This is a genomic window from Bacillus sp. S3 (assembly GCF_005154805.1).
Taxonomy (GTDB): Bacteria; Bacillota; Bacilli; order Bacillales; family Cytobacillaceae; genus Neobacillus.
Genome location: NZ_CP039727.1, coordinates 4,734,215 through 4,758,979, shown reverse-complemented (window position 1 = coordinate 4,758,979; position 24,765 = coordinate 4,734,215). Strand labels below are relative to the sequence as shown.

Below are 24,765 nucleotides of genomic sequence, written 5' to 3'. Positions count from 1 at the left end.
GGATACGCTGTTTTTTTGTTGATTATTTCCCTAACTCTAATTGCGCTTTTAATTCGGACTGAATTCTTTGTTTTTCTTCCGGAGATACGATGCCATAATAGATTTTATTAATTTTCGTTCCGGTTTCCTTTATTTCCATTTGTGTTATATTTTTGCCGGCTTGCTTATAATTTTTTTGAATTGCGACCATTTGATCAAAGGTCAGGTTCGTTTTCACATTTTTTCCAAGCGCTGAGAAGATATCGGAATAATTCGTTAAGGTAGAGAGGCTGGTTCCTTCCTTGATCACAGCCTGAATGATTTGGCGCTGCCTTGTTTGCCGGCCAAAGTCACCCCGTGGATCCTCGTATCTCATTCGAGAGTAACTGAGGGCTTTTTCCCCATTAAGAGTCAGTTCGCCCTTTGGAAAATGGAATCCGCCGGAGGTAAAGTCTAAATCATTTTGAACGGTCACCCCGCCAACCGCATCGACAATATCTTTAAAGCCTTCCATATTGATCTGGATATAGTAGTCAATCGGGATATCCAGGAAATTTTCGATCGTATTCATGGCCATTGGAACGCCGCCAAAAGCATAGGCGTGGTTAATTTTATCCTCTGTTCCTTTTCCGACAATCTCCGTACGGGTATCCCGGGGAATGCTTAGCATCTTCACCGATTCTTTTTTTGGATTTACGGCTAACACGATGATCGAGTCAGAACGGCCACGGTCGCCTTTACGTTCATCGACACCGAGCATTAATACGGTAAAGGGTTCTCCTTTCCCAAAGGAAACTTGCTTCTGACGCTTTTCCGATAGTTGTCTATCCAGTGGCTGATGCATGGTCTCAACCGCACTTTTTAACGAATGATAAACCATGTAACTATAGATTCCACCGGCAACCAGCAAGACCAGCAGGACAATTCCAGTTACCTTTACCCATTTTCTTTTCTTTTGATGTTTTGCCATATGTAGAAATCCTCCGTCATTTTCCGAGTGAAAAATAAATTATGTGAAGAGGTCTATCTTTTTTTAAACAAACAGTTGTTTAGTATATAGCATAGCATACTGGAAGCTTTTTATTAAATCTTGAACCATGGAGACGGTTATGCTGACTTTTTTAGACAAGGAAAAGTGAATGAAAAAAAACTGCGAACCAGCCCCGTGGACTATTTTCATAATAAAATAACGGCCCTGCAAGGGTTAGACGTTCCTTTGGTCGAATATACATGTAAGGTTATGATTCTATTAAACAGCTAAATCGCGGCCTAATTATTAGGGCGATATATCGTATCGAGAGGTGGAAATGATTGAAGGCAGATGCTGTTTTTGAAGGTGGCGGGGTCAGGGGAATTGCCTTTATTGGAGCGGTTCAAGCCATGGAAGAGGAAGATGTAGAATGGCAAAGACTGGCTGGAACGTCTGCGGGTGCCGTCATTGCTGCTCTTCTGGCAAGCGGCTATAAAAGCGATGAAATTAGAAACCGGATGAGCGAGATCGATTTCTTGAAGCTTCGGGGTAAGACGCTCCTGAATCGAATTCCCCTTGTCGGAACCCTTCTAGAACTTATGATTCATCTTGGAATGTATAAGAATGATTATTTAGAGACATGGATTGATTCACTTCTTGCAAAGAAGGGCATTAAGACGTTTGCTGATCTTCCCGATGGAAAGTTGAAGATTATTGCTTCGGATGTGTCGAATGGCCGAATGCTTATTTTTCCAGATGATTTAGAACACTACGGAATGACACCTGCTGATGTAAAAATTTCGACCGCCGTTATGATGAGTGCCTCATTGCCATTTTTCTTCCGTCCGGTTATCTGGAAATCAAATGATCGAAACAAATCCTATATTTTAGACGGAGGATTACTTAGTAACTTTCCTATCTGGATATTTGATACAGACAATCCTCGTTTTCCAACCTTTGGCTTCCATTTTGTAAAAGAGGAAGTGAACATTGATCCGGTGATCCCAACACCGCTCCATCTTGTCAAAAATATTATTAAAACGATGCTTCAAGCCCATGATTTACGGCATATGAACAAAGATACGATTGAACGTACGATTCAAATTCCGACTGGCGACATCAATGCCACTGATTTTGTACTAAACGAGGAGGAAACCGATTTTCTCTATCAATCAGGCTATACTTCGGCAAAAGAATTTTTGTCGAACTGGGATTTTGAACAATATAAACAAAGACGTATGCAAAGAGGCAAGAAAAAAAGGTACAAGAATGAAACAAGGTGAGGAAAAAGAGGGGAAAGGTACCTCGGGTAACATGGAAGCAAGGGTCAGTCCCGCTCCTTCCGCCAAGGGACCCCTTTTTTACTTTTCGTTCATAATTCTGTCAAAGCTTTGTTACTAAATTGTGAATAACATCACAATCACCTTTTCTAACTTGGGAAAGATGATAATATATAAGTGTAGTAAGAAATAAACAATTTCTTGTAAAGAGTTATGTGAAACAGTGAGCAAACTCGAATTTATATTTATCTAATCCAGAAGGAGATGGAGTAGGATGTTAAATCTTTTAAGAAGAAATAATATTGTTGCAGGAGTCTTAGCTATCATTCGAATTTATTTAGGATATCAATTTTTACATGCAGGTTATGGAAAAATAACCAGCGGCGGTTTTGATGCAAGTGGGTTCTTAAAAGGGGCGATTGCTTCTAGCACGGGAGATCACCCAGCGGTTCAAGGCTGGTGGGCAGCATTTCTAGAGCAGGTGGCATTGCCAAACGCTGACCTGTTTTCTTTCTTAGTGCAATGGGGAGAAGTGCTAGTTGGTATTGCGTTAATCCTTGGTCTTCTTACAAACTTTGCTATCTTAATGGGCTTGGTGATGAATTTCTCTTTCCTATTCAGCGGCACAGTTAGCACAAATGGACAAATGATTCTTTTAGCATTCTTTGTACTTGTTGCAGGAGCAAATGCTGGCAAATTCGGTTTAGATCGATATGCGATGCCTATTGTACGCAAATTCATGGGAACGAAACGTTACGATAAAAAAGATACAGCACATGCTTAATAGTGAGAATGGTGCAGGTCAGACCTACAGCTTTAAAGTGCGAAAGTACTTTATAGCGGCAGGGGCTGACCTTTTTTTCGATGGACCCGATTTTTAATCCCACCAAAAATACCAAGTTGGGGAGTTGAATAGTGTTCCTGCAAGTGAATTAACTGTTCCGACTCCTTGCCAAACGATGTCACCACAAAATCCAAATTGTTCCCAAGCGAGTAATTCTGATTCTTCTTGGGTTTGTGGAGGGCTTTCAATAAAAAATTCCCAGACATCTGGGGTTACTAAAGCAGGAATTGCCCGATATTTTTCATACCAGTGTTTGAATACCGCCACTTGCTCCTCCGGCAGAGGACATTCATTAAACCCGCCCATCGGAATCCAAGCAGCTACTTCCCATGGATTGTTTGTTGGAATTTTTGCGATTATTATTTTCTTATTTATTTCATCCTCAATTGATAGAAAATGGTGTATGGGTTCCTCTACAGAAAACTCACCGGTAATATCGTCGTCTTCCTCTAGGGGCATTACCTCATCAAGCCGTCTCTTTAACAATTCTTTTACATTAATATTTTTCGCTTTTTCAATGATTGTTTCTCGATCTTCGTTCAAGTATTCTTCCGCCTTGGAATCTACGATGTCTACCATCATTTCTGAAGGGATAATGATAAGTGGTGTATATCCCTCTTTTTTCCCCTCTATGAGGGCTTGATGATACCTTGTCATGACGCTTTTCACATCATTTTCCTCAATAATCCAACAATCGCACCCCAATTGAGCAATTATGTCCCCAATATAATCATTCTCTTCTTTTCGTTTCTTGAATTTATCAAATATAGTCACGGTTCACATCTCCTAAAGACTTGGTAAATGGAAATAGATTAGCTAATTATAAATTCAATAAAATTTAATAAATTCCTTCCATTTCAGGGTAGAACCCGTCTACTTTGATGTTTAAGAGAAAATCGAGCCACAACGTCGAAGTAGAACCCGTCTACTTTGATGTTTAAGAGAAAATCGAGCCACAACGTCGAAGTAGAACTCGTCTACTTCGAAGTTTGAGAGAAAATCGAGCCACAAAGTAGAAGTAGAACCCGTCTACTTTGATGTTTAAGTGAAAATCGAGCCACAAAGTAGAAGTAGAACCCGTCTACTTCGATGTTTAAGAGAAAAGTGAGCCACAAAGTAGAGGTAGAAGCGGTCTACGTAGGGGATTACCCGGAATTTTCAAAGAAAGTTGTAAGGAACTGTTCATTATTATTTTATAAAAGATATAGTATAATCGAATTATGGCACTTTTCGCAATTTTTTGTAGAAAAAGAGAATAATAGTATTTGATAAGCGTATTTGTACCTCTTGTTTTTCTAAAATATCCACTAGCTAATGGGGGTAGTCCTATGCGAAAAAAATATTTCCTGTTCCTGTTCGTTCTTTTCATTCTAAGCGGTTGTGGTGTAATTGGAGATCAATCTTCAAAGTATGAGATTGTTTATAATGGTGAGGTACATAATCAAAAGAAGGCAGTTGAAACAAGGGGACCAAGACCAGGTGGACCGTACACGATTGCGCTTGTCACTAAAATTGAGGGGGCCCCTTACTTCAATGCTGCGAAAATGGGTGCGCTGGAAGCTGGGGAAGATTTGGGGGTAAATGTTCTATTTAAAGGGCCTTCGACATCCAGCTGGGAAGAGCAGGAACAAATCATAGAGGAATTGATTGAACAAAAAGTTGATTGCATTGCGGTTGCTGCCAACGATCCCGAAAAATTAGGTACCGTATTGCAAAGGGCAAAAGATAATGGAATAAAAGTAATCACGTGGGATGCGGATACGAATCCGGAGTACCGAAGTTTCTATATTAATATGGTTGATCCGGAAATATATGGGCGGCATCTTTTGGATTTGCTTGCATCGGAAGTTAATGAGCAGGGAAGCTATGCGATTACGACGGGTTCGCCTACGGCAGCCAACTTAAATGATTGGATTAAGTGGATTAAAGTCCATAATGCAGAATATTATCCGAATATGAAGCTGGTTGAAATTGTACCCACAAATGAAGATAAAAACAAATCTTATTTGGCAGCAAAAAGTTTAATAGAAAAGCACCCGGATCTAAAAGGGATCATTGGCGTATCGACCCTCAATCCGCCAGGGGCTGCCTATGCTGTAAAAGATGCCGGTAAGGCAGGTAAAATAAAAGTGGTAGGGGTATCAACCCCCCAATTAATGAAAACTGCCTTAAAGGATGGATCTGCCCAAACAGCCACACTATGGAGTCCGCAGAAATTAGGGTATTTAACGGTCAGGCTGGCTAAAAATTTGCTGAACGGGGAAATGCCGCATAGCGGGCAAAGAATTCAAAAAATTGGCGTCATTGAGTTTGACAACGATGTCGTAATCATGGACCAGCCAATTGATTTTACAAAGGAAAATGTTGATCAGTATGATTTTTAAACATAGTAAACAACTAAAAATAAATAATTTAAGATTATCTACCAAATTGATTATTACGTATGTTTTGCTCACAGTTATTCCGATGGCAGTATTAGGAGCTGTCATGTATAACCAATATTCCAAGTCTATAGAGGCACAGGCCGGAGAATATATTCCACAGTTGGTAAATCAAGCTAATAATAATATAGAAAATGAGATTGGGAAAATTGAAAGCTTATCTGAACTTCTCTATAGCTCTGGGGAAGTGATGGAAGTGCTCAGGAATAATCGTGACCAAAATCAATCGGCTCTTAGGCAGGGACAGTATACAGTTCAAAGTTATTTGACGAACATTTATCTCAATTCCAATAATCCTGATATTTTGGGCGCTTTTTTAGTATCAAAGGATCGGTTGTTTGCCAGCACCCGAACCTCTTATAAGGGATTCAGCTTTAAAGACCGTTCGTATGAATTCCAAAAGGATACGCCGCAAACGGGAGGTATGGTGTTACTGCTGCCATCTCAACTAAATTTAACATTTAAAAACAATCCATCTTACTTTTTACTGGCTAAACAAATAACAGACTTTGATAATAGAAAGAATTTAGGCACCTTATATGTAGCTGTTAATGTGTCTTTTTTTGAAAAATTTCTGAAGGACTTGCAAAGGAAAGATACTACGACAATGTGGCTCATGGATTCGCAAGGGGACATCATTTATCACACAAATCATCAGGAAATCGGCAAAAAAATGGAAGCCATACATGACTATCCAATATTGAATGGCAGCTTCCGTATGAATAACAATGGTGAGAAAACCCTGATTAGTTTAGGGGAAGCAAAGGAATTTCCTTGGATACTCGTCCACAGTATTCCATTGAAAAATTTAACCGAGCAAACGGGCAGTGTTCGGAATGTCACCGTGTTGCTCGTTATTGTCGTTATTTGTATCACAACACTCATTTCTATTTTCTTAGCCTGGACCGTAACTAGACCTATTAAACAATTAAGTCGCATCATGAAAGATGTGGAAACAGGTAATTTTACCGTTGAAGTTCCGATTCATGCAGGGGATGAGGTAGGAATGCTTGCCACAAGTTTTCGTACGATGCTGACAAAAATAAGAGAGTTGATTCAAAAAAACTATCTGATTGAGATCCGCCAAAAAAATGCTGAACTATATGCACTGCAATCTCAGATTAATCCCCACTTTATGTACAACACATTAGAGACAATTGGGATGGCAGTAGAAGATGGCGAGCGGGATCAGGTCGTCCGAATGATTACTATTCTTGGAAGAATGATGAGGTTTTCGATTAGCAATAAAGACAGCCTCGTTCCTATTTCTAGTGAAGTTCAGCATATTCAAGATTACTTGACCATCCAAAAGTTCAGGTTTGAGGACCGGTTATCCTTCCAAATTCGTGAGGATGTCGATAGCAGCACGTACTATACCCCGAAATTTTTACTGCAGCCAATCATTGAAAATGCCATCAAATATGGTTTAGAGAAAAGAAAGGAAATCGTTATAGAGATTGATGTGGTGGAAGAACAAATGGCAGACGGATCGGCAGCTATTCTTTTTATTATTAGAGATAATGGACCCGGAATTGAGGAGAATACATTGGTCAAATTAAGAAACTGGCTGTCGTCTGATCCAATGAAAAGCAGGGATTCCGGATTTGGGATTATAAATGTATATGCCAGGATTGCGATGATGTTTGGAGAAACCTTCGGATTGCAGCTTACTAGTGAAGTGGACAAGGGAACGGAAGTTGTACTAAGAATTCCTAAAACTATTGAACCGTAATATACGCTAATTTCGCAAGGGGGAGCGCGCAGGTGAGAGGAATTAAAACTGTTATTGTAGATGATGAGCCAAGAATTAGGAAGGGGATTGAAAGGCTGGTTCTCTCAAATGGGGAAGAGTGGGAAGTGATCGGTGTATTTTCGGACGGGCAGGAAGCGTATGAAGCGATTGTGAATCAATTTGAAGCGATTGATTTATTAATCACGGATGTTCAAATGCCGATTATGGATGGTATCACATTGATCAAAAAATTAAACGGCGAGTCACATGATTTTTTTACCATGTTTATCAGCGGCTATGATGACTTTAAGTATTTACAAGAAGCCATCCGTGAAGGGGCAGTTGATTACATTTTAAAACCAATTGATCGAGGGAAATTTCAATTGCAATTAGATGAAGTGAAGGAAAAAATCAGGAATAAACAAAAAGAAGATGAAAGACGGAAAGAGATCGAAGAAAGGGCATTGCAGCTAACATATGCCAAACAAATTCACCATTTAAGTGAATTAACATGGAATGATGAGACAGACTTCTCGTTAATGGACTGGACGTTCCAGTTTCCAAAAGGTCATTACCAATTAATGCATATCGATATTGATCAAATGTTGGAAAAAGTAAAAGGGGTTTCGCCTTCAGCGGTGAGGGAGTTGCATCTTGCCGTTGAAAAGATGATGAACGAGCTGCTGGAGGATCGACTGGGTTATCCAGAGGTAAAACATTGGATTTGGAAAAAAGGGAATGTAAGTTTTTGGTTATTGCTGTTACATGATGAACCGGAGGGAGACGGTTCTCCTTTCTCCTATTTAGTGGAAGAGTATCTATTGAAGTTAAAAAAGGCGATTCAACGGGACTTTCCATTTACCGTGTCCATCGCATACGGAAATGAATTTGAGGACCTGTCCCTTTTGCCCGCGATGAGGGACCAATTGCTGTCATTAATGCAATTTCGCATCATTGAAGGCGGAAATAAAATCTTTCACCAAAGCACCTTGAACCAGCTTTCAAACGAAAAAACGTTAATGATGCCATCCTCCGTGTACAAATATACAGAACAGACCGTTCATGCTGTCCGTGAAAAAAACGAACGGGAAGTGATAAAGGCTATAAGCGGCTTTTTCCATGAATTGGAGACGTTGAAATCGCCGCTATTAATTCAGGAATCGATCCGATATTTATGTATTCGAATTATTAAATGCTGGATGGAAAACGATGGATTCGGAGAAGAGATTAATTTACTGATGAAGGCGATTCACTTCACAAAAAAGGCAGCTAATTTAACGCAAATAAAAGAAGGGATCAAGGATTGGGTGACAAGCCTCGTGAATAAGCTGCAAGAAATGGACTCTAGTCATTCCGACCCGATTTCTAAGGCAAAGGAATGGATCCATCAAAATCTTAGTGAAAGTATTACAATCAAAAAAGTGGCGGATCAGGTGTATTTAAACCCAACCTATTTATGCGAGTACTTTAAGACCCAGACTGGTGAAACGGTATTGAATTATGTCACGCAAACCCGATTAAAAAAGGCGATGGAACTGCTCGAAAAAACGGATCTGAAAATTTATGATGTGTCTGTCCGGGTTGGCTATCAAGATACGAAATATTTCAGCAAGCTGTTTAAACAGTGGACAAGTCAGTCTCCGTCACAATATCGGGAGAAGTACCACAACCTATCTGTATAAATAATCATTTCAATAAGATTCCCGACTAATGGGAGTCTTTTTTTTGTTCGCCACTTTTTCTGAACCTTCCGAATATTACCCCCCCAATCTGAATATCACCTCCTAGGAACAAGGACATATTCCATCTATAATTTGAATCAATAAAACTTTCGTTCCATGGGATGAAAACGCTAACAGACAATGAAAGTTGTATGTCACTAAGGGGGCTTCTGATATGTTTCAATCCAATTTAAAGGCAATAACAGTAGAATTATCTGAGGTATTTGACAAACTAGATGAAGAAAAAGCGACTGAGGTTGTTGAACTTATCCAGAACGCTCCCCGTATTTTTGCAGCCGGTGCAGGCCGATCCGGGTTAGTGATGAAAGCGTTCTCTATGAGGCTGATGCACATGGGCTTTGAAGTTCATGTGATTGGAGACGTTACCACTCCTAATGCAAGATCTGGTGACTTATTCATTTTAGGTACTGGATCCGGAGAAACCGGAAGTTTAATCACCTATGCTAATAAAGCAAAGAAATTAGGATTGAATATCATTACGCTAACTAGTTTCGTAGATTCTACTTTAGGTAATTTGGCAGATATCACTCTGCAAATACCGGCTCCAACCCCAAAGTCTGATAAAACGAGCGACATTACATCTATTCAACCAATGGGTGCCCTATTCGAACAATCGTTATTGATTTGTTTGGATGGACTTATTATGGAACTTATGGCTGTAAAAACAAAAGATGCCCATCAAATGTTTCAAAATCATGCCAATCTTGAGTGAGGCCTTATGGGCAGTTGCGATGAAAGACATCGCAGCTGAAATTATATAAAAATAAAAGCAGGAGGGGTTCAAATGAAAAAGTTTTTGTCAATCATTCTAATGGTGGTCATGATGTTCGCCATGGCAGCATGTTCCAATGAAGAAACAAGCGGAACAGGAAAAGGTTCAACAGCAAGTGGGAATGGAGATCTATTAGATCCAGCTAACTACAAATCAGATAAAGACAAATCCGAATGGACCATTGGTGTTGTGACAAAAGACAACACTGCAGCATGGTTTAAACGAATGAAGGTTGGCGTAGATAAGTACGGGAAGGATATGAATATTAAGGTCATTCAAAAAGGGCCTGCTAATGCGGATGCTGCTTCCCAAGTACAAGTCATTGATGACCTGATTGCCCAAGGTGTAGATGCCCTTGCCGTTGTACCGATTGATCCAGGTGCCATTGAAGCCTCTTTAGAAAATGCTTTATCAAAGGGGATCGTTGTTGTTACACATGAAGCTTCTAACCAAAAGAATACACTATTCGATGTTGAGGCATTTACATCCGAAGATTTTGGTGCAAAGATTATGGACTCCCTTGCAGAAGCGATGGGTAAGAAAGGGAAATATGCCGTAATGGTAGGTTATACAACAAGTACCACACATATGGAGTATGCAAACGCTCAAAAAGCCCGTCAAGAAGAAGCCTATAAGGACATGGAACTGATTAATAAGGGTGAAGTTCCAAGTGCGGAATCAGAGGAAAGTGTCGATGTAGCGTATGAAAAAGCAAAACAAATCTTAAAAGCGAACCCTGATTTGAAAGGCTTTACAGGAGTAGCATCGACTGACAGTCCAGGGATCGCGAATGCGGTCGAGGAGTTAGGTTTATCCGGAAAAGTTAGCATTGTCGGTGTAGGAACACCTAATGAATTCTCTAATTATGTAAAGGCCGGAACGATTAATAAACTATTACTATGGGATCCGGCAGATGCTGGTTATGCAATGGTTTCCGTTGCTGCCAAGATTTTGGCAGGTGAAGAAGTTGCAGAAGGCGCGGATCTAGGTGTGAAAGGGTATGAAAGTGTAAAAATCGTGAAAGGCGCGAATAACACCCTTATTGGAAATGCACCACTCGAAATTACGAAAGAAAATATTGATCAATACGATTTCTAAAAAAACAGGCCATGAAACAATGTAAATAATGAGCTATAAAGAAGTGCCGTACCCTTTGTTATTTATTTTAAGCAGGTGGATACGGTATTTCTTTATAGAAAAAGTTGCTTCTAGACATTCTACGCTTAAGGAGGGGTAATATGGCAGAAAATATCATTTCTTTAAAAGGCATTCAAAAATCCTTTGGAGGAGTTCATGCTTTAAAAGGTGTTGACCTACATATAAAGAAAGGTGAAGTACACTGCCTAGCTGGAGAAAATGGCTGCGGTAAATCTACTATTATTAAAGTGATTTCAGGTGTTCACCAGCCAGATGCAGGTGAAATCGAAATAAATGGAAACGTATTTACCAATATGACCCCGGCTGAGGCCATCAAGCAGGGCATTCAAATTATTTATCAAGATTTCTCTGTATTTCCGAACCTTTCCGTTGTCGAAAACTTAGCTTTTAATCAGGTTTTAGCAAGGAAAAAGAAATTTGTGAATCGGAAAGAGTTTAGGCGGATTGCTGAGGAAGCGGTCAGTAAAATTAACTTTGACGTTGATTTAGATGCGTTAGTCGAAACCCTTCCGGTTGCTGACAAACAATTAATCGCCATCTCTAGAGCACTGCTGGATGATTCAAAACTCATTATTATGGACGAACCGACCACCGCCTTAACAAAGAAGGAAGTCAAACGATTGTTTGCAATCATCGACAGGCTCAAAAAAGAGGGAGTCACGATTCTCTTTGTTTCACACAAATTAGATGAGGTTTTTGAGATTTGTGACAGTGTAACGATTTTAAGAAGTGGTGAAAATGTGATCTCTTGTCCTGTTACTGAGATGGATGAAGAGAAATTTAGTTATCATATGACGGGCCGTCATTTTGATGGAGAGGGATTGAGTAAAAGTACTAGTTTGGGAGAAAGGGTACTGGAAGCGAAGAATCTTTCTTCCCAAGGTTTTGAGAATGTTAGTTTCCAATTACGGAAGGGTGAAATTCTAGGAATTACTGGACAGCTTGGTTCGGGAAGGACGGAATTAACATTGGCTTTATTTGGATTACAACGGCCATATGAAGGGGAGCTTTTAGTCGAAAATAAACTGGTAGATATCCCGAATCCATCCAAAGCCCAGGAGCTTGGGATTGCATTAGTTCCGGAAGATCGATTAACAGAAGGGCTTTTTTTACCACAATCCATCAAGCAAAATATTACCGTTACCAAATTAGAGAATCTATCAAATTCTCTTGGTGTAATTAATCGCCAAGCATTTAATGAAGAGTCAAAGAAAGGGGTAAAGGATCTTGGCGTCGCAACCAAAAATGATGAGTTTCCAGTCTCCACCTTATCAGGCGGAAACCAGCAGAAAGTGGTGTTAGCGCGCTGGATTGCTGTCGGCCCTAAAGTATTGATCTTGAATGGTCCCACGGTAGGCGTCGATATCGGGGCTAAGTATGACATACATAAATTGTTACGTAAATTAGCCAATGAAGGAATGGGAATTATCGTCGCATCTGATGATATATCTGAAATTCTTACGACGTGTGACCGCGTCATTGCGATGCAAAATGGAACCATAACAGGTGAAATTGCCGGTGAAGAATTAAATGCTGATGTACTATCTGCATATATTTAGTGAACAAGGGGTGTGAATCATGAGTATGTTTTCCAGCAAGAACCTGAAAAAGACTGCAACAAGACCTGAATTCTATGTTTTCCTCATAATTATTTTGCTGAGCATGATGATCCAAGCTAAATCGGGCCTTTTCTTTTCAAATAATAATATCGTCGATCTCTTGCGTTCCATGACCGTTCCATTAATTTATGCAATTTGTGCCTATCTGGGCTTTATTAGCACGGGTCCGGACGTCTCCTTTCCTTTAATTGCTGCCCTGAGTGGATACTTAGCCACTGAGTTTGTGTTCCAAACGGGTTATAGCGGTCCAATCGTTGTGGTATTCCTGGTAGCCATCTTTTTTGGCTTATTGATGGGTGCCATTAACGGATTTATTATCGCAAAATATAATTTTCCAAGTTTGATTGTTACCTTAGGGACCACATCCATTTTTAGCGGCATATTATTAGGCGTTTTTGAAGCGGGACGGATTAAACTGCCAAGCTCGATGACTGAATTCGGACAACAATCGCTCATCACCGTTACAAATGCAAAAACGGGTTTAGGATCCTCCCTGCCGGTAACGTTTCTTATTGCTGTTGGATTGTACCTGATTACGTATCTCATTCTAAACTTTACGATGGCTGGACGCGGTGTATTTGCCGTGGGTGGGGATGCAACGTCTGCGGAAAGGGCCGGATTTAATGTGAAGCGGACCCGTTTCGGTGTGTTTACGATTAGCGGCGGGCTCGCAGCGATTGCAGGTGTCTGCTACTCCGTTGAATCTACCTATTTTTTACCTACTGAGTTTGCTGGGAAAGAAATGATCGTTATTGCAGCGGTAATCCTTGGCGGTACCCGATTAATGGGTGGGGTAGGAACACTGACCGGTTGTGTGTTAGGAACTTTATTGCTGACGATTGTAACGAATAGTTTAATTCTCATTGGTGTACCTATTTATTGGCAAAAATTTATCATCGGCGCCATTATTATTATCGGTACAGCTATTTCAGTCATTCAGGTCTATAACCTGAAGGGTTTCAAAGGAACAAGGCGGAAGAAGATGGAGGTAGCTTAACATGAACAGTGAATTAAACAGGACACCTTATCTGAAAAAAAGAGTACCATTTAAGCTTAATGGTTTGGATGGAAATATTTTGAGATTAGTAACGATTATGCTTGCTATTTTTGTCCTTGCTAGTGTAACGAAACCTGCCAGTTTTCTCTCTTTAGCTAACTTCCTGTCAATGGAAAAACAGCTGGTTGAATATGGGTTGATGGCCATCGGTGTAAGTATTGCGATGATTGCCGGAGGAATTGATTTATCTGTTGTTTATATCGCGAATCTCAGTGCCATCATATCGGGAATGTTTATGCAAAAGTTCGCATTGATGGCAACAGGGCCAGAACAGGTTCTGTTTATCACACTGGCAATTTTGCTGGGCATCCTAACGGGCATTCTATGCGGTGCATTTAATGGATTCTTAATCGCCCGTCTTCGTATACCGGCGATGTTAGCGACATTGGGAACGATGCAATTATATATGGGGATTGCGATTGTTATTACTAAAGGAGGGATTGTCAGCGGCTTGCCAAGACCATTTACTCTGTTAGGGTCGACAATCATATTTGGAATCTTCCCTCTATCCTTTGTTATTTATATTTTAGCTGTCATAGTTGTGGCTTATGTGATCGCCAAAACAAAATTCGGAACGCGCGTTTATTTACTAGGAACCAATAGCAAAGCAGCTAAGTTTGCTGGAATCAAGAATCATAACATTATCGTGAAAGCGTATATGCTGTCAGGGGTATTAGGAGCAACTGCTGGATTATTAAGTTTGGCAAGAATCAATTCGGCAAAGGCAGACTTCGGATCTAGTTTTGTCATGTTGACGATTTTGATTGCCGTGTTAGGCGGCGTGAATCCCGACGGTGGGAAAGGAAAGATATACGGTATTTTTCTAGCTACCGTCATTGTCCAACTGATTTCTTCCTATTTAAATATGTTCCCGCAAATCAGCAATTTCTATCGAGATATGATTTTTGGTATTGCGCTGATTGCTATTTTAATTGTCAACTTTGTGTTGGATAAGAAGAAAGAAGCAAAGTTAATCAGAATGAGTCAATAGGGGTGTGTTGACCGGTATGAAACAAGCGAACATTCTTGTCGTCGGAAGTATCAACATGGACTTGATCGTTTATGGTGTTCCGAAAATACCCAAGTTTGGGGAATCCATTGCGTGCAGCCGTTATAACTACGCAACAGGCGGTAAGGGCGCGAATCAAGCCTATGCCGCGGCATTGCAAGGTGCAAACGTAAGCATGGTGGGCAGAATTGGTGATGATCACAATGGGCATACGATTCAAACGGAATTAAATAGAGTTGGGATCGATACAACGTTTGTTGTCACGGATCAAGAGTCGCAAACGGGAATTGCACCGATTATGGTGGATGACGAAGGCAAATACTTTTCGTTAACGGTGCTTGGGGCCAATAACCATTTGCATGCAGATGATGTGATGAAAGCAATCGCTGCAAATGACTATGATATGGTGTTAATGCAATTAGAAATGCCGTTAGAAACCGTTTATCGAACGTATGAAATGGCTAAAGAGAATAATATTCCGGTTTTCCTAGATGCGGGTCCTGCGATGAATATCCCGTTGGATCGCTTAAAAGGGATTTATATCATTTCACCAAATGAGGCAGAAACGGAAGCCTTAACAGGGATTTCGATTGATAGTGAAGAACAAGCACTTCAAGCAGCTCAGCAGCTTTATGAGAGAGTCACTCCAACGTTTGTTATTTTAAAAATGGGAAGCAGGGGGGCTTATGTATACGATGGCGCAGTGGGTAAAATGTATCCCCCGTTTAAAGTGGATGCAGTTGACTCTACTGGAGCTGGGGACACTTTTAATGCGTCATTAGCAATCAAACTATGTCAGGGATATCCACTGGAAACGGGTATTCAATTTGCCCAGGCAGCTGCAGCCATTTGCGTCTCCCGTAATGGAGCCCAAAGCTCTATCCCTGATACGGAAGAAGTTGAGGCATTTTTACAGGCAAATAATAATAGCGTTAATTTAAATTGATTGATTTTTCGAAAAATATCCTGGAGGTATTGGTATGGAAAGGAAGATGGCACCATCTTTAATGTGCATCGATTTAATGAACATTGAGCACGATCTGCGCATATTGGAAAAGGCGAAAGTAGATTATCTCCATGTAGATATTATGGATAACCACTTTGTTCCTAATATTACGCTTAGTTTTGACTTTATAAATGAACTTAGGAAAGTGACTGCGATTCCGTTAGATATTCATTTAATGATCAATAATCCTGAGAACAGCTTTCATTATCTTACGAATTGCAGCCCGGAGGATATCATTTGCATTCATTATGAAGCAACACCGCATGTGCATCGAGCACTGGGAATGATAAAGGATATAGGTGCAAAGGTTGGTATTGCGTTAAATCCAGGGACACCCATTGGCGTGATTGAAGATTTGTTACCTGATTTGGATATGGTTCTGATTATGACAGTTGATCCGGGATTTGCTGGACAGAAATTAATTCCCAGCACGCTAGATAAAATTGCCAGACTTCGCAATATGTTGGACGAAAGCGGTTATCAACATATATTAATCGAAGTTGACGGGAATGTGAGCTTTGAAAATGCCAAGCTTATGCATGAAAAAGGGGCAAATATTTACGTCGGGGGATCTTCGAGCATTTTTCACAAGGAATCTTCGATTATAGAAAACTGCCATAAATTTAGGGAAATCATCTATTCATGAGGGGGTAGCGATGAAATTACAACTTGCATTAGATACATGTGATACAAAAGAGGCTTTAGCGATTCTTCATGATGTAGCAGAGTATATTGACGTGATCGAAGTGGGTACCCCGATGATCATTGATTATGGAATGGAACCTGTCAGGGTCATTTCACAGGAATTTCCCACTAAATCAGTATTAGCTGATACGAAAATTATGGACGCAGGTGAATTTGAAGCGGAAATCGCCTTTAAGGCGGGTGCACAAATCGTAACCGTTATGGGAATTACCCATGATGAAACGATTAAAGGGGCTGTCAGGGCTGCCAAAAATCGGAACGGAAAGATACTTGCTGATATGATGTGTGTCCAGAATGTAGAAGAAAGAGCGAAAGAATTGCTCGAGCTTGGTGTTGATTATATTTGTGTCCATACTGCCTTCGATGTACAAGATACACAAAGTCCGTTCGATACCTTATCAAGAGTTCAGAGAACGGTTGGATCCCAGTATACTGCGATAGCGGGAGGAATCACGATTCATTCCGTCGATAAGGTTGTCCCGTTTCAACCTGAAATTGTAATTGTAGGCAACGGGATAACTGGCCAGGATGATCGTAAGGAAAGTGCGAAACGTATCAAGCAATTGCTAGATTTATAGAATGCGAGGGTGGGGAGTCATTTGGTAAATGTGCAGATGTACGAGGAAAAAAGTGAGATTGCCCTTAATGAATGTATGCAGGCTTTAAAATCCATCGATTCTGAAAGCGTTGTCCAGTATATCACGATGATTGAACAGGCGGAAAAGGTTTTCTTTATTGGTGTTGGCCGTGTTTTACTCTCGTTAAAATCAATTTGTAAGCGATATGCCCATATCGGCATTCATTCTGTCATTGTTGGGGACATAACCGAGCCGGCGATCACGGCCAAAGATATTTTAGTCGTTGGATCTGGCAGCGGGAACACTTTAATCCCTGTAGAAATTGCTAAGAAGGCAAAGAAAATTGGCGCAACCGTCATTCATATTGGGAGCAACCCAAAGGGGAGTATAAAGGAATATACAGATTTTTTCCTGAGGATTCCTGTGGCGAGTAAACTGAAAAATTCAGACGAGGTTCAATCCAAGCAGCCGATGACTTCTTTGTTTGAGCAAACGCTTTTACTTTTTGGCGATATTACTGCCGCGATGATGATAGAAGATAAACAACTTGTACTTGACGATTTATGGCAATGCCATGCGAATCTAGAATAAACCTAATCGATTTTATTTTTCAAAAGGAGAAGAAAATGAAACCACAATTTTCAGCCTCACTAATGTGTATGGATTTTTTACATGTGAAGGAACAGATAGAGATATTAAATCAAAATGTAGAGTATTTTCATATTGATATAATTGATGGGCATTACAGCAAAAACCTTTCTTTGTCACCCGATCTTATACAAGCTTTTTCTAAAGTGGTAAAAAAGCCGATGGACGCTCACTTAGCCACAACTCATCCTGAACACTGGATTCAACCTTGTGCAAGGGCAGGTGCAACCTATATTTCACCTCATGCGGAAACAATTAGTAATGACGCCTTCCGTATATTTAATATGATTGAAAATGAGGGCTGTAAGGTTGGAGTTGTATTAAATCCAGCAACACCAATAAGTTTTGTTGAAACCTATTTAGGCAGGGTTGAGTTATTAACGATTCTAACCGTTGATCCTGGATTTGCTGGGCAGCCCTTCATCAATGAAATGCTCGATAAGATAAAAGCTGCAGCAAGATTAAGAGAAGAGAACGGATATACCTATAAAATTCAGGTAGATGGAGCTGTTAATAAAGGAACATTTAAACGGTTAAAAGATGCAGGAGCAGATATTTTTGTCCTTGGATCCTCTGGATTGTTCAATTTGGACGACGATTTATTGAAAGCGTGTAGCCAAGCTTATGAAAATTTTTATGAGGTTACGAAATAAGAATATCCAATGGTAGTTGTAAAAGGAGAATTTAAAATGGAATTAATGTTTGACACGGCAAATTTACATGATATTGAATATTATTCGAAAATTTTTCCTATAAAAGGTGTAACCTGGAATCCAAGTATCCTGAAAAAGGAAGGTCGCTTAGACGTATTTAATCATCTGAAGAACATCAGAAACATCGTTGGAACTGATTGTTCCTTACATGTCCAAGTTACAACTGACTCAAGTGAGAAAATGGTGAAAGAAGCATACACAATCGCGGAAAGACTTGGTAAGGATATTTACATTAAAGTTCCAGTTAATGAGGAAGGACTAAAAACGATACGAATTCTTAAAAGGGAACAATTTAAAATTACAGCAACAGCGATTTACACCATGGCTCAAGGTGATTTTGCAATTATGGCTGGATCAGATTACATAGCTCCATATTTTAACAGAATGGAAAATATTAACATTAACCCAACTTCCGTTATTAACCATTTTAGTAACCTAATCAAGGAATACAATATGGAAACAAAGATATTAGCTGCTAGTTTTAAGAATATTGGACAAGTAATGAGAGCGTATGAGAGTGGTGCACATTGTGCGACCGTTGATCCTAGCTTGCTTAGTCATTCGTTGAAAATGCCTGCTATTGAAGAGGCCGTTAGTAATTTTAAAAGTGATTGGGAAGAAGTGTATGGTAATGGCGTAACTTTACAAGATCTGTAAATATCATCTGATATCACATGAAAGGGGAGTGATTACGAATGTTTTCAAAAATAATAGATTCGGTTAATGATACACTCATTAAAGAATCAGAATCAATTGAAGAAATAAAAGATAACTTGGATGAAGAACAGATTAATAAAGTTGTTGAACTAATAATGGATTGTAAAGGGAAGATTATTACAACCGGTTGTGGAACTTCTGCAGCAGCGGCTAAAAAAATTGCACATACTCTCAGTTGCATAGAATGCCCTGCACTATTTTTATCACCTTCAAATGCAGTCCACGGTGGGTTAGGAGTAGTGCAAAGTCAGGATATTGTTATTGTATTCTCTAAAGGTGGGGAAACTCAAGAAATTAATAATATCATTCCTAGCTGCAAAGTTAAAGGTGCAACAATTATTGCTGTTACCGAATCAGAAAATTCATATATCGCACATGAAGCTAATGCACTTTTAAAAATAAAAATTAGTAAAGAACCCGATGATTTTAATATGCTGGCTACATCTAGTATTTTAGCAACAATTGCCGTTTTTGATGCAATTTGTATTGCTATCACTAGATTTAGAGGCTTTACGAAAGAAGAATTTGCTGTCATTCATCCAGGTGGAAAAGTTGGAAATAGTTTAAAGAGGCTATAGAAGACATTTAAGAAATTTAACAGTAACGGAGAAATATTGCTGGAGGTATGATGCATGTCAAAGTATACGATTGGAATTGATTTTGGTACGTTGTCTGGGCGTGCGATTCTTGTTGATGTGAGTACGGGAGAAGAATTAGCCACGAGTACATTAGAATATAAGCATGGGGTTATGGAGTATTCTTTACCAAGTGGAAAGACACTTCTTCCGGATTGGGCCTTACAGCATCCGCAAGACTATCTGGATGTACTTTCGACAACTATACCAAATGTGATCGAAGAAGCCAGTGTGTCTCCTGATGATATTATCGGAATTGGCATTGATTTTACAGCCTGCACAATCATTCCAATTAAATCAGATGGAACGCCGCTTTGCTTTTTGGATGAATATAAAGAGGAACCACATGCATATGTGAAACTATGGAAACACCATGCAGCACAGGATAAGGCAGATCAATTAAATGAGATCGCTGTGAAAATGGATAATCAAAAATGGCTGAATCGCTATGGGGGTAAAATTTCCTCCGAATGGTTAATTCCGAAGGTGTGGCAAATTTTGGATGAGGCACCATGCATCTATGAAGAAGCGGATTATTTTATTGAAGCAGCAGACTGGGTAGTTTGGCAGCTAACAGGTAACCATACACGTAATGCATGTACTGCAGGTTATAAGGCCATTTGGCATAAACAAGATGGCTATCCACAGCGGGAATTCTTTAAGGAACTTGATCCCCGTTTAGAAAATGTGGTGGAAGAAAAGCTTAATATTCCAGTTACCCCAATTGGAGAAAAAGCAGGGGAAATCACCGGGAGGGCAGCCGGCATGACCGGATTAAGGGTCGGCACCTCAGTAGCAATCGGACATGCGGATGCCCATGTATGCTTCCCTGCACTGAAAGTGGATGGCCCAGGAAAAATGCTTAATATCATTGGAACCTCCAGCTGTCATTTAATCCTTAGCGAGAAAGAGCAGTCCGTACCGGGTATTTGCGGAGTGGTAGAAGATGGTATCGTTCCAGGTTTTTTTGGCTATGAAGCCGGTCAAAATTGTGTTGGAGATACGTTTGGCTGGTTTGTCGATAACTGCGTCAGTGCAGAGTATACGAAACTTGCTGAACATGAAGGAATAGGTATACATGACTATTTGACAAAAAAGGCCCAACAGTTACGTGCCGGTGAAAATGGATTAGTCGCACTAGACTGGTGGAATGGCAACCGTTCCACTTTGGTCGATGTGGACTTAACTGGCTTGATTGTGGGATTAACACTTCAAACAAAGCCGGAAGAAATTTATCGCGCATTAATCGAATCAGCTGCTTATGGCACGAGGAAAATAGTGGAAACCTTTAGGAATCATGGCGTACCCGTCAATGAATTTTTTGCAGCTGGAGGAATCGCCCGAAAGAACGCCTTAATGATGCAAATTTATGCGGATGTCCTTGATATGCCAGTGAAAATCGGTGGATCCTCCCAAGCTCCCGCTCTAGCCAGCGCCATCTTTGGAGCCGTTGCGGCCGGTTCAGCACTAGGCGGTTATGACGACGTCTTTGAAGCAGGCCAAGTAATGGGGAAATTGGATGACAAAGTGTACTACCCCATCCCCGAAAATGTAGAAATATACAATCATTTGTACCGTGAATACGCAGCATTATATGACCACTTCGGAATATATACAAAAGAGTCCATGAAGCGAATAAAGGCTATTAGAAAAGAACAGAGTGTGTAAACTGAGGCCAGGGGACGGACGTTCTCTTGGTTTTACAGTTCGGCTGGCTTTTTTCATTTGGCTTAGTGCTTGCACTGTAAAAAGAAACGGTATCTAATGCGCGCCGACAATCGATTTTTTCCTTTGCTTTAAGTATTACCTTCGTTTTCCCTTTCAATTGAAACAATACAGGGGTCAGTCTCGCTACATTCGGTAGCGGAACTGACCCCTGTGGATTAATCTATTTATTTGAACAAATTAATTGTTGCAATAATAATTGGCATGCCGAATACGTCAATTAGGAAGGCGCCTACGATTGGGACAACTAGGAATGCTTTTCGTGAAGGGCCAAATCGGGCGGTTACGGCAAACATATTGGCCATTGCATTTGGTGTAGCACCAAGGCCGTGGCCGGTAAATCCTGCTACCATTACAGCAGCATCATAATCTTTACCGAGTAATCGGAATAAAACGAACGTACCGAATAGGACAATAAAAATAACTTGTACAAAGACAATAACTAACATCGGCAGCGCGAGATCTGCGACTTCCCAAAGTTTGATACTCATAAGTGCCATCGATAGGAAAATGCCCAGTGTAACGTCGCCAATCAGGTTGATGCTTTTCATGTCGATCGCTTTTGGGTTTAGCTTGTCCACGATGTTGCGGACGATGACTGCCACAAACATGGCACCGACATAACTTGGAAGGACAATGCTGGTGGCTGATGAGAACAATTCACCTAAATACGTGCCTAATGCCATACAGAAGGTAATCATAAGAACTTGAACGAAAAAAGTATTTGTCGTAATCGGTTCGTCCTTTTCTTCTGGGCCGGCAGTGACTTCTTCCGTTTCAGTCGGTTTAAGATTGTATTTGCCAACTAAATATTTGACAATCGGTCCGCCGACAAGGCCGCCGGCAACGAGGCCAAAGGTAGCAGCAGCAATTCCAATCGATAATGCTGAATGAATCCCCATATCTTCAAGAGTTTGGCCAAATGCTCCAGCGGCACCATGTCCGCCTTCCATTGAAACCGCTCCGGCCATCATTCCAATCAGTGGATGAATGCCGAACAATGAGGCAAGCGAGACACCAATCACGTTTTGCATGAGGGCAAGGAATCCGCAGGCAATCCAGTAAATCACGAGCAATTTTCCACCGAGCTTGACGAGTCTAAAGCTGGCTCCCAAGCCGATTGTGGTGAAGAACGTGAGCATGAATAGGCTTTGCAGTGAGGTATCTAAGGTAATGTTTAGAAGGCCGGTTGCTTTTAGAACTGTTGCGATGGTGGCAAACAATAGTCCTCCGACAACGGGTGCCGGAATGCAAAATTTTTGCAGAAAGCCCGCTTTGTTTACAAGGAATGTTCCTAATACATATAATGCGACGGCTAAAAAAATTGTGGTTACTTGATTAAGTTCTAGTGTCATCGTGATGTCCTCCTAAAAATGCCATAATAGCTTCGTTTGTTAAATATGCACCTAGCTTAACGGTTCTTCCATTCTCATCAAGAGAAGGATTCACTTCACAAATATCGAAGGAAAGTGTTTTTTGATGTGATGCAACAGTACGGATCAAGGTACGGACAGCCATTGGTGTTAAACCAAATGGAGAGGGGGCGCTGACTCCAGGTGCAAAGGCTGCATTTAAGACATCCGTACAAAGGGTCAGCAGGATATAATCGTGTTTTTGGATGAATTCGTTTATTTTAGAAATGATCATATCCATCTGGCCATCGTGCATATCTTCTTCATAAATATAGCAGGCGCCGAGGTTGTCCGCTGTATCGAATAGTTCTTGTGTATTCCCAAAACGCTGGATTCCCAGCACGAAATAGTCGCTATTTGAATCCTGTTCTAAGATTTGCTTAAACATGGTTCCTGACGAAGGATGTTCTTCATAGGAACGCAGATCGAAATGGGCATCTATATTAATGATTCCCAGTGAAGCGTCTTTACCAATATGTTTCCGGACCCCTAAATAATGTCCGTACAATGTTTCATGGCCGCCGCCCAAAATAATCGGGGTAGCAGCATTTGAAAGGATATTGAAAACAGTGTTACCCAAGGCTTTCTGTGCTTCTTCGAGCTGATTGTTTTCGCAGCTGACATTCCCTGCATCAATCAAGCGAGTTCCTTCCTGCAGTTTCCAAGGGAGACTTGCGAGCGCTTGCCTTATAGCGTTTGGAGCTTTTGCAGCACCTAATCGCCCTTGATTGCGCCGCACTCCTTCCTCACATTCGAATCCAATTATGGCACAGGTCTTCTTATTGAAAGGGCTTAATTTTTTCCAGTCAATCAATTCTACGATTTGATGGTAGCGGAAACTGCTTCTTCTTTCTGTATGGTCCGTTCGTCCGGACCATAAATCTGGTGAACTATTATGTCGCACGCTCTCGCATCCTTTCTGAATCTTCATACTTCAATATTATAATGACATACTTATAATTTCTAATATATAATTTTAATATATTTATAGTTTGAAGTTATAAATAAGAAGGGGAGATTGTGTTGGATTTAAAAACCTTAAATTATTTTGTAACTGTTTCTGATCAGTTGAGTTACTCAAAAGCCGCGCAGTTGCTGCATATTTCACAACCTTCTTTAAGCAATGCTATAAAAAATTTAGAGCATGAAGTCGGCTCCCCGCTGTTAGAAAGAAGTACAAGAAAAATTCAATTGACGGACGCTGGAAAAATTTTATATAAAAAATCGGTCCAGCTTATTTCCCAGATGGACATCTTGAAAAAGGAGATGGGAGAGGTAAAGCTGGTTGGCAGCGGTGTACTTCATATTGGGATGATTGAGTCCGTCAAGCATTGGATTCCAAAAGTACTCAGCGAGTACCAAGTTCGTTTTCCTTCTATAAAAATTAAGCTGATGGAAGTGTTGAGCGGAAAAGATGTGAATGATTCCTTGAGGAATTATTCTTCTCATGTCATTATTACAAACCAGTATGTTTTTGAAGAAGATATTGAATCGAAGCCGTTGTATCATGAAAGATTGGTGCTGGTTTTGCCAAAGGATCACCCGTTGTCTCAAAAGGAATCGATTGAAATCAAAGAGTTGGAAAGAGAGCCATTTATTATTTGTACGGAAGGATTTCAGACGAGGGAAGATATTCTAGAAGCGTTTCAACACGAACAGGCGACGCCTAATCTTAAATATGAAATTGAACGGTTTGAGACTGCCATTACATTGGTAAGAGAAAACCTCGGGATTACGATTATCCCTGAAAATTATTTACGTGGACCAAAGGATGAGTCTGTTGTCTGGAGAACGCTTGATTCTCCCTCTCTTGAAAGAACCGTTTATTTAACTTACTTGAAAAATCGCTTTCTTGCCCCTTCGATTCAGGTTTTTATAGAGGATATTCTGTGGAGGTTTGGCTAAGACCAAGGGGACAGACGGTTCTGCTGGCTTTTTGAACAAGGAAAAGTGAATGAAAGAGATCATGGGAAGAACGAAATTGAACCGCGATGGCTCTTTAGCGACTCTTCTTTATTCTAGA

23 protein-coding genes are annotated in these 24,765 nt (G+C 40.4%); 19 read left to right on the top strand and 4 right to left on the bottom strand.

The features are described 5' to 3' along the window. Window positions 1-22: 22 nt before the first annotated feature. Complete coding sequence (locus FAY30_RS22755; protein ID WP_149872012.1) at window positions 23-949, bottom strand: polyisoprenyl-teichoic acid--peptidoglycan teichoic acid transferase TagU; 927 nt, start codon at window positions 947-949, stop codon at window positions 23-25. Window positions 950-1,290: 341 nt separating this feature from the next. On the opposite strand from FAY30_RS22755, the gene FAY30_RS22750 reads away from it, so the two are divergent. Together FAY30_RS22750 and FAY30_RS22745 are read left to right on the top strand one after the other, a co-directional pair. Further along, window positions 1,291-2,232 (top strand): patatin-like phospholipase family protein, encoded by a 942-nt coding sequence (locus FAY30_RS22750; RefSeq protein ID WP_149872011.1) that lies wholly within the window; start codon window positions 1,291-1,293, stop codon window positions 2,230-2,232. A 271-nt stretch (window positions 2,233-2,503) separates the two neighbouring features. Next, window positions 2,504-3,013: a DoxX family protein gene (locus FAY30_RS22745; RefSeq protein ID WP_149872010.1), complete on the top strand. Its 510-nt coding sequence runs from the start codon at window positions 2,504-2,506 to the stop codon at window positions 3,011-3,013. A gap of 93 nt (window positions 3,014-3,106) precedes the next feature. On the opposite strand, the gene FAY30_RS22740 is transcribed toward FAY30_RS22745, so the two are convergent. Next, a complete protein-coding gene (locus tag FAY30_RS22740) occupies window positions 3,107-3,847 on the bottom strand; it encodes a DUF4253 domain-containing protein (RefSeq protein ID WP_223820825.1) in 741 nt (246 codons plus the stop codon). A gap of 554 nt (window positions 3,848-4,401) precedes the next feature. Here FAY30_RS22740 and FAY30_RS22735 point away from each other — a divergent pair. The 16 genes from FAY30_RS22735 to araB all read left to right on the top strand — a co-directional run bounded on the left by FAY30_RS22735 (window position 4,402) and on the right by araB (window position 21,273). Then, window positions 4,402-5,457 (top strand): autoinducer 2 ABC transporter substrate-binding protein, encoded by a 1,056-nt coding sequence (locus FAY30_RS22735; RefSeq protein ID WP_149872009.1) that lies wholly within the window; start codon window positions 4,402-4,404, stop codon window positions 5,455-5,457. Further along, the gene (locus tag FAY30_RS22730; protein ID WP_190284734.1) at window positions 5,447-7,246 is read left to right on the top strand and encodes a sensor histidine kinase; all 1,800 of its coding nucleotides are present in this window, start codon (window positions 5,447-5,449) and stop codon (window positions 7,244-7,246) included. Before FAY30_RS22735 ends, FAY30_RS22730 begins: the two co-directional genes overlap by 11 nt. Window positions 7,247-7,278: 32 nt before the next feature. Then, entirely contained in the window at window positions 7,279-8,928 is a 1,650-nt protein-coding gene (locus FAY30_RS22725; RefSeq protein WP_149872007.1) for a response regulator, read from the top strand. Window positions 8,929-9,142: 214 nt separating this feature from the next. Beyond that, entirely contained in the window at window positions 9,143-9,700 is a 558-nt protein-coding gene (gene hxlB, locus FAY30_RS22720) for a 6-phospho-3-hexuloisomerase (RefSeq protein ID WP_149872006.1), read from the top strand. A gap of 72 nt (window positions 9,701-9,772) precedes the next feature. Then, window positions 9,773-10,858 carry an autoinducer 2 ABC transporter substrate-binding protein gene (locus tag FAY30_RS22715; protein ID WP_223820824.1) on the top strand — a complete coding sequence of 362 codons (1,086 nt, stop codon included), beginning with the start codon at window positions 9,773-9,775 and terminating at the stop codon, window positions 10,856-10,858. A 140-nt stretch (window positions 10,859-10,998) separates the two neighbouring features. Further along, window positions 10,999-12,477 (top strand): sugar ABC transporter ATP-binding protein, encoded by a 1,479-nt coding sequence (locus tag FAY30_RS22710; protein ID WP_149872005.1) that lies wholly within the window; start codon window positions 10,999-11,001, stop codon window positions 12,475-12,477. Window positions 12,478-12,496: 19 nt separating this feature from the next. Beyond that, window positions 12,497-13,534, top strand: a complete 1,038-nt coding sequence (locus FAY30_RS22705; protein WP_223820823.1) for an ABC transporter permease — start codon at window positions 12,497-12,499, stop codon at window positions 13,532-13,534. 1 nt (window position 13,535) lies between these two features. Beyond that, complete coding sequence (locus tag FAY30_RS22700; RefSeq protein ID WP_149872004.1) at window positions 13,536-14,585, top strand: ABC transporter permease; 1,050 nt, start codon at window positions 13,536-13,538, stop codon at window positions 14,583-14,585. 16 nt (window positions 14,586-14,601) lie between these two features. Further along, window positions 14,602-15,549 carry a ribokinase gene (locus tag FAY30_RS22695; RefSeq protein ID WP_149872003.1) on the top strand — a complete coding sequence of 316 codons (948 nt, stop codon included), beginning with the start codon at window positions 14,602-14,604 and terminating at the stop codon, window positions 15,547-15,549. Between the two features lie 34 nt (window positions 15,550-15,583). Continuing rightward, complete coding sequence (rpe, locus tag FAY30_RS22690; RefSeq protein ID WP_149872002.1) at window positions 15,584-16,255, top strand: ribulose-phosphate 3-epimerase; 672 nt, start codon at window positions 15,584-15,586, stop codon at window positions 16,253-16,255. Between the two features lie 10 nt (window positions 16,256-16,265). Beyond that, entirely contained in the window at window positions 16,266-16,892 is a 627-nt protein-coding gene (gene hxlA, locus FAY30_RS22685) for a 3-hexulose-6-phosphate synthase (protein ID WP_149872001.1), read from the top strand. Between the two features lie 30 nt (window positions 16,893-16,922). After that, window positions 16,923-17,483 carry a 6-phospho-3-hexuloisomerase gene (gene hxlB, locus FAY30_RS22680; protein ID WP_223821025.1) on the top strand — a complete coding sequence of 187 codons (561 nt, stop codon included), beginning with the start codon at window positions 16,923-16,925 and terminating at the stop codon, window positions 17,481-17,483. A 35-nt stretch (window positions 17,484-17,518) separates the two neighbouring features. Continuing rightward, the gene (alsE, locus tag FAY30_RS22675) at window positions 17,519-18,193 is read left to right on the top strand and encodes a D-allulose 6-phosphate 3-epimerase (protein ID WP_149872000.1); all 675 of its coding nucleotides are present in this window, start codon (window positions 17,519-17,521) and stop codon (window positions 18,191-18,193) included. A 36-nt stretch (window positions 18,194-18,229) separates the two neighbouring features. Further along, window positions 18,230-18,910, top strand: coding sequence for a fructose-6-phosphate aldolase (locus tag FAY30_RS22670; protein ID WP_149872826.1), 681 nt, complete (start codon window positions 18,230-18,232; stop codon window positions 18,908-18,910). A 38-nt stretch (window positions 18,911-18,948) separates the two neighbouring features. Then, window positions 18,949-19,548 carry a KpsF/GutQ family sugar-phosphate isomerase gene (locus FAY30_RS22665; RefSeq protein ID WP_149871999.1) on the top strand — a complete coding sequence of 200 codons (600 nt, stop codon included), beginning with the start codon at window positions 18,949-18,951 and terminating at the stop codon, window positions 19,546-19,548. 54 nt (window positions 19,549-19,602) lie between these two features. Beyond that, window positions 19,603-21,273, top strand: a complete 1,671-nt coding sequence (araB, locus tag FAY30_RS22660) for a ribulokinase (protein ID WP_149871998.1) — start codon at window positions 19,603-19,605, stop codon at window positions 21,271-21,273. Between the two features lie 224 nt (window positions 21,274-21,497). On the opposite strand, the gene gltS is transcribed toward araB, so the two are convergent. Continuing rightward, window positions 21,498-22,685, bottom strand: coding sequence for a sodium/glutamate symporter (gltS, locus tag FAY30_RS22655; protein WP_149871997.1), 1,188 nt, complete (start codon window positions 22,683-22,685; stop codon window positions 21,498-21,500). Continuing rightward, a complete protein-coding gene (gene hutG / locus FAY30_RS22650; protein ID WP_149871996.1) occupies window positions 22,669-23,673 on the bottom strand; it encodes a formimidoylglutamase in 1,005 nt (334 codons plus the stop codon). The genes gltS and hutG overlap by 17 nt, the downstream gene beginning before the upstream one ends. Before the next feature lie 92 nt (window positions 23,674-23,765). Here hutG and FAY30_RS22645 point away from each other — a divergent pair, with 92 nt between their 5' ends. After that, a complete protein-coding gene (locus tag FAY30_RS22645; protein WP_149871995.1) occupies window positions 23,766-24,647 on the top strand; it encodes a LysR family transcriptional regulator in 882 nt (293 codons plus the stop codon). Window positions 24,648-24,765: the final 118 nt, after the last annotated feature.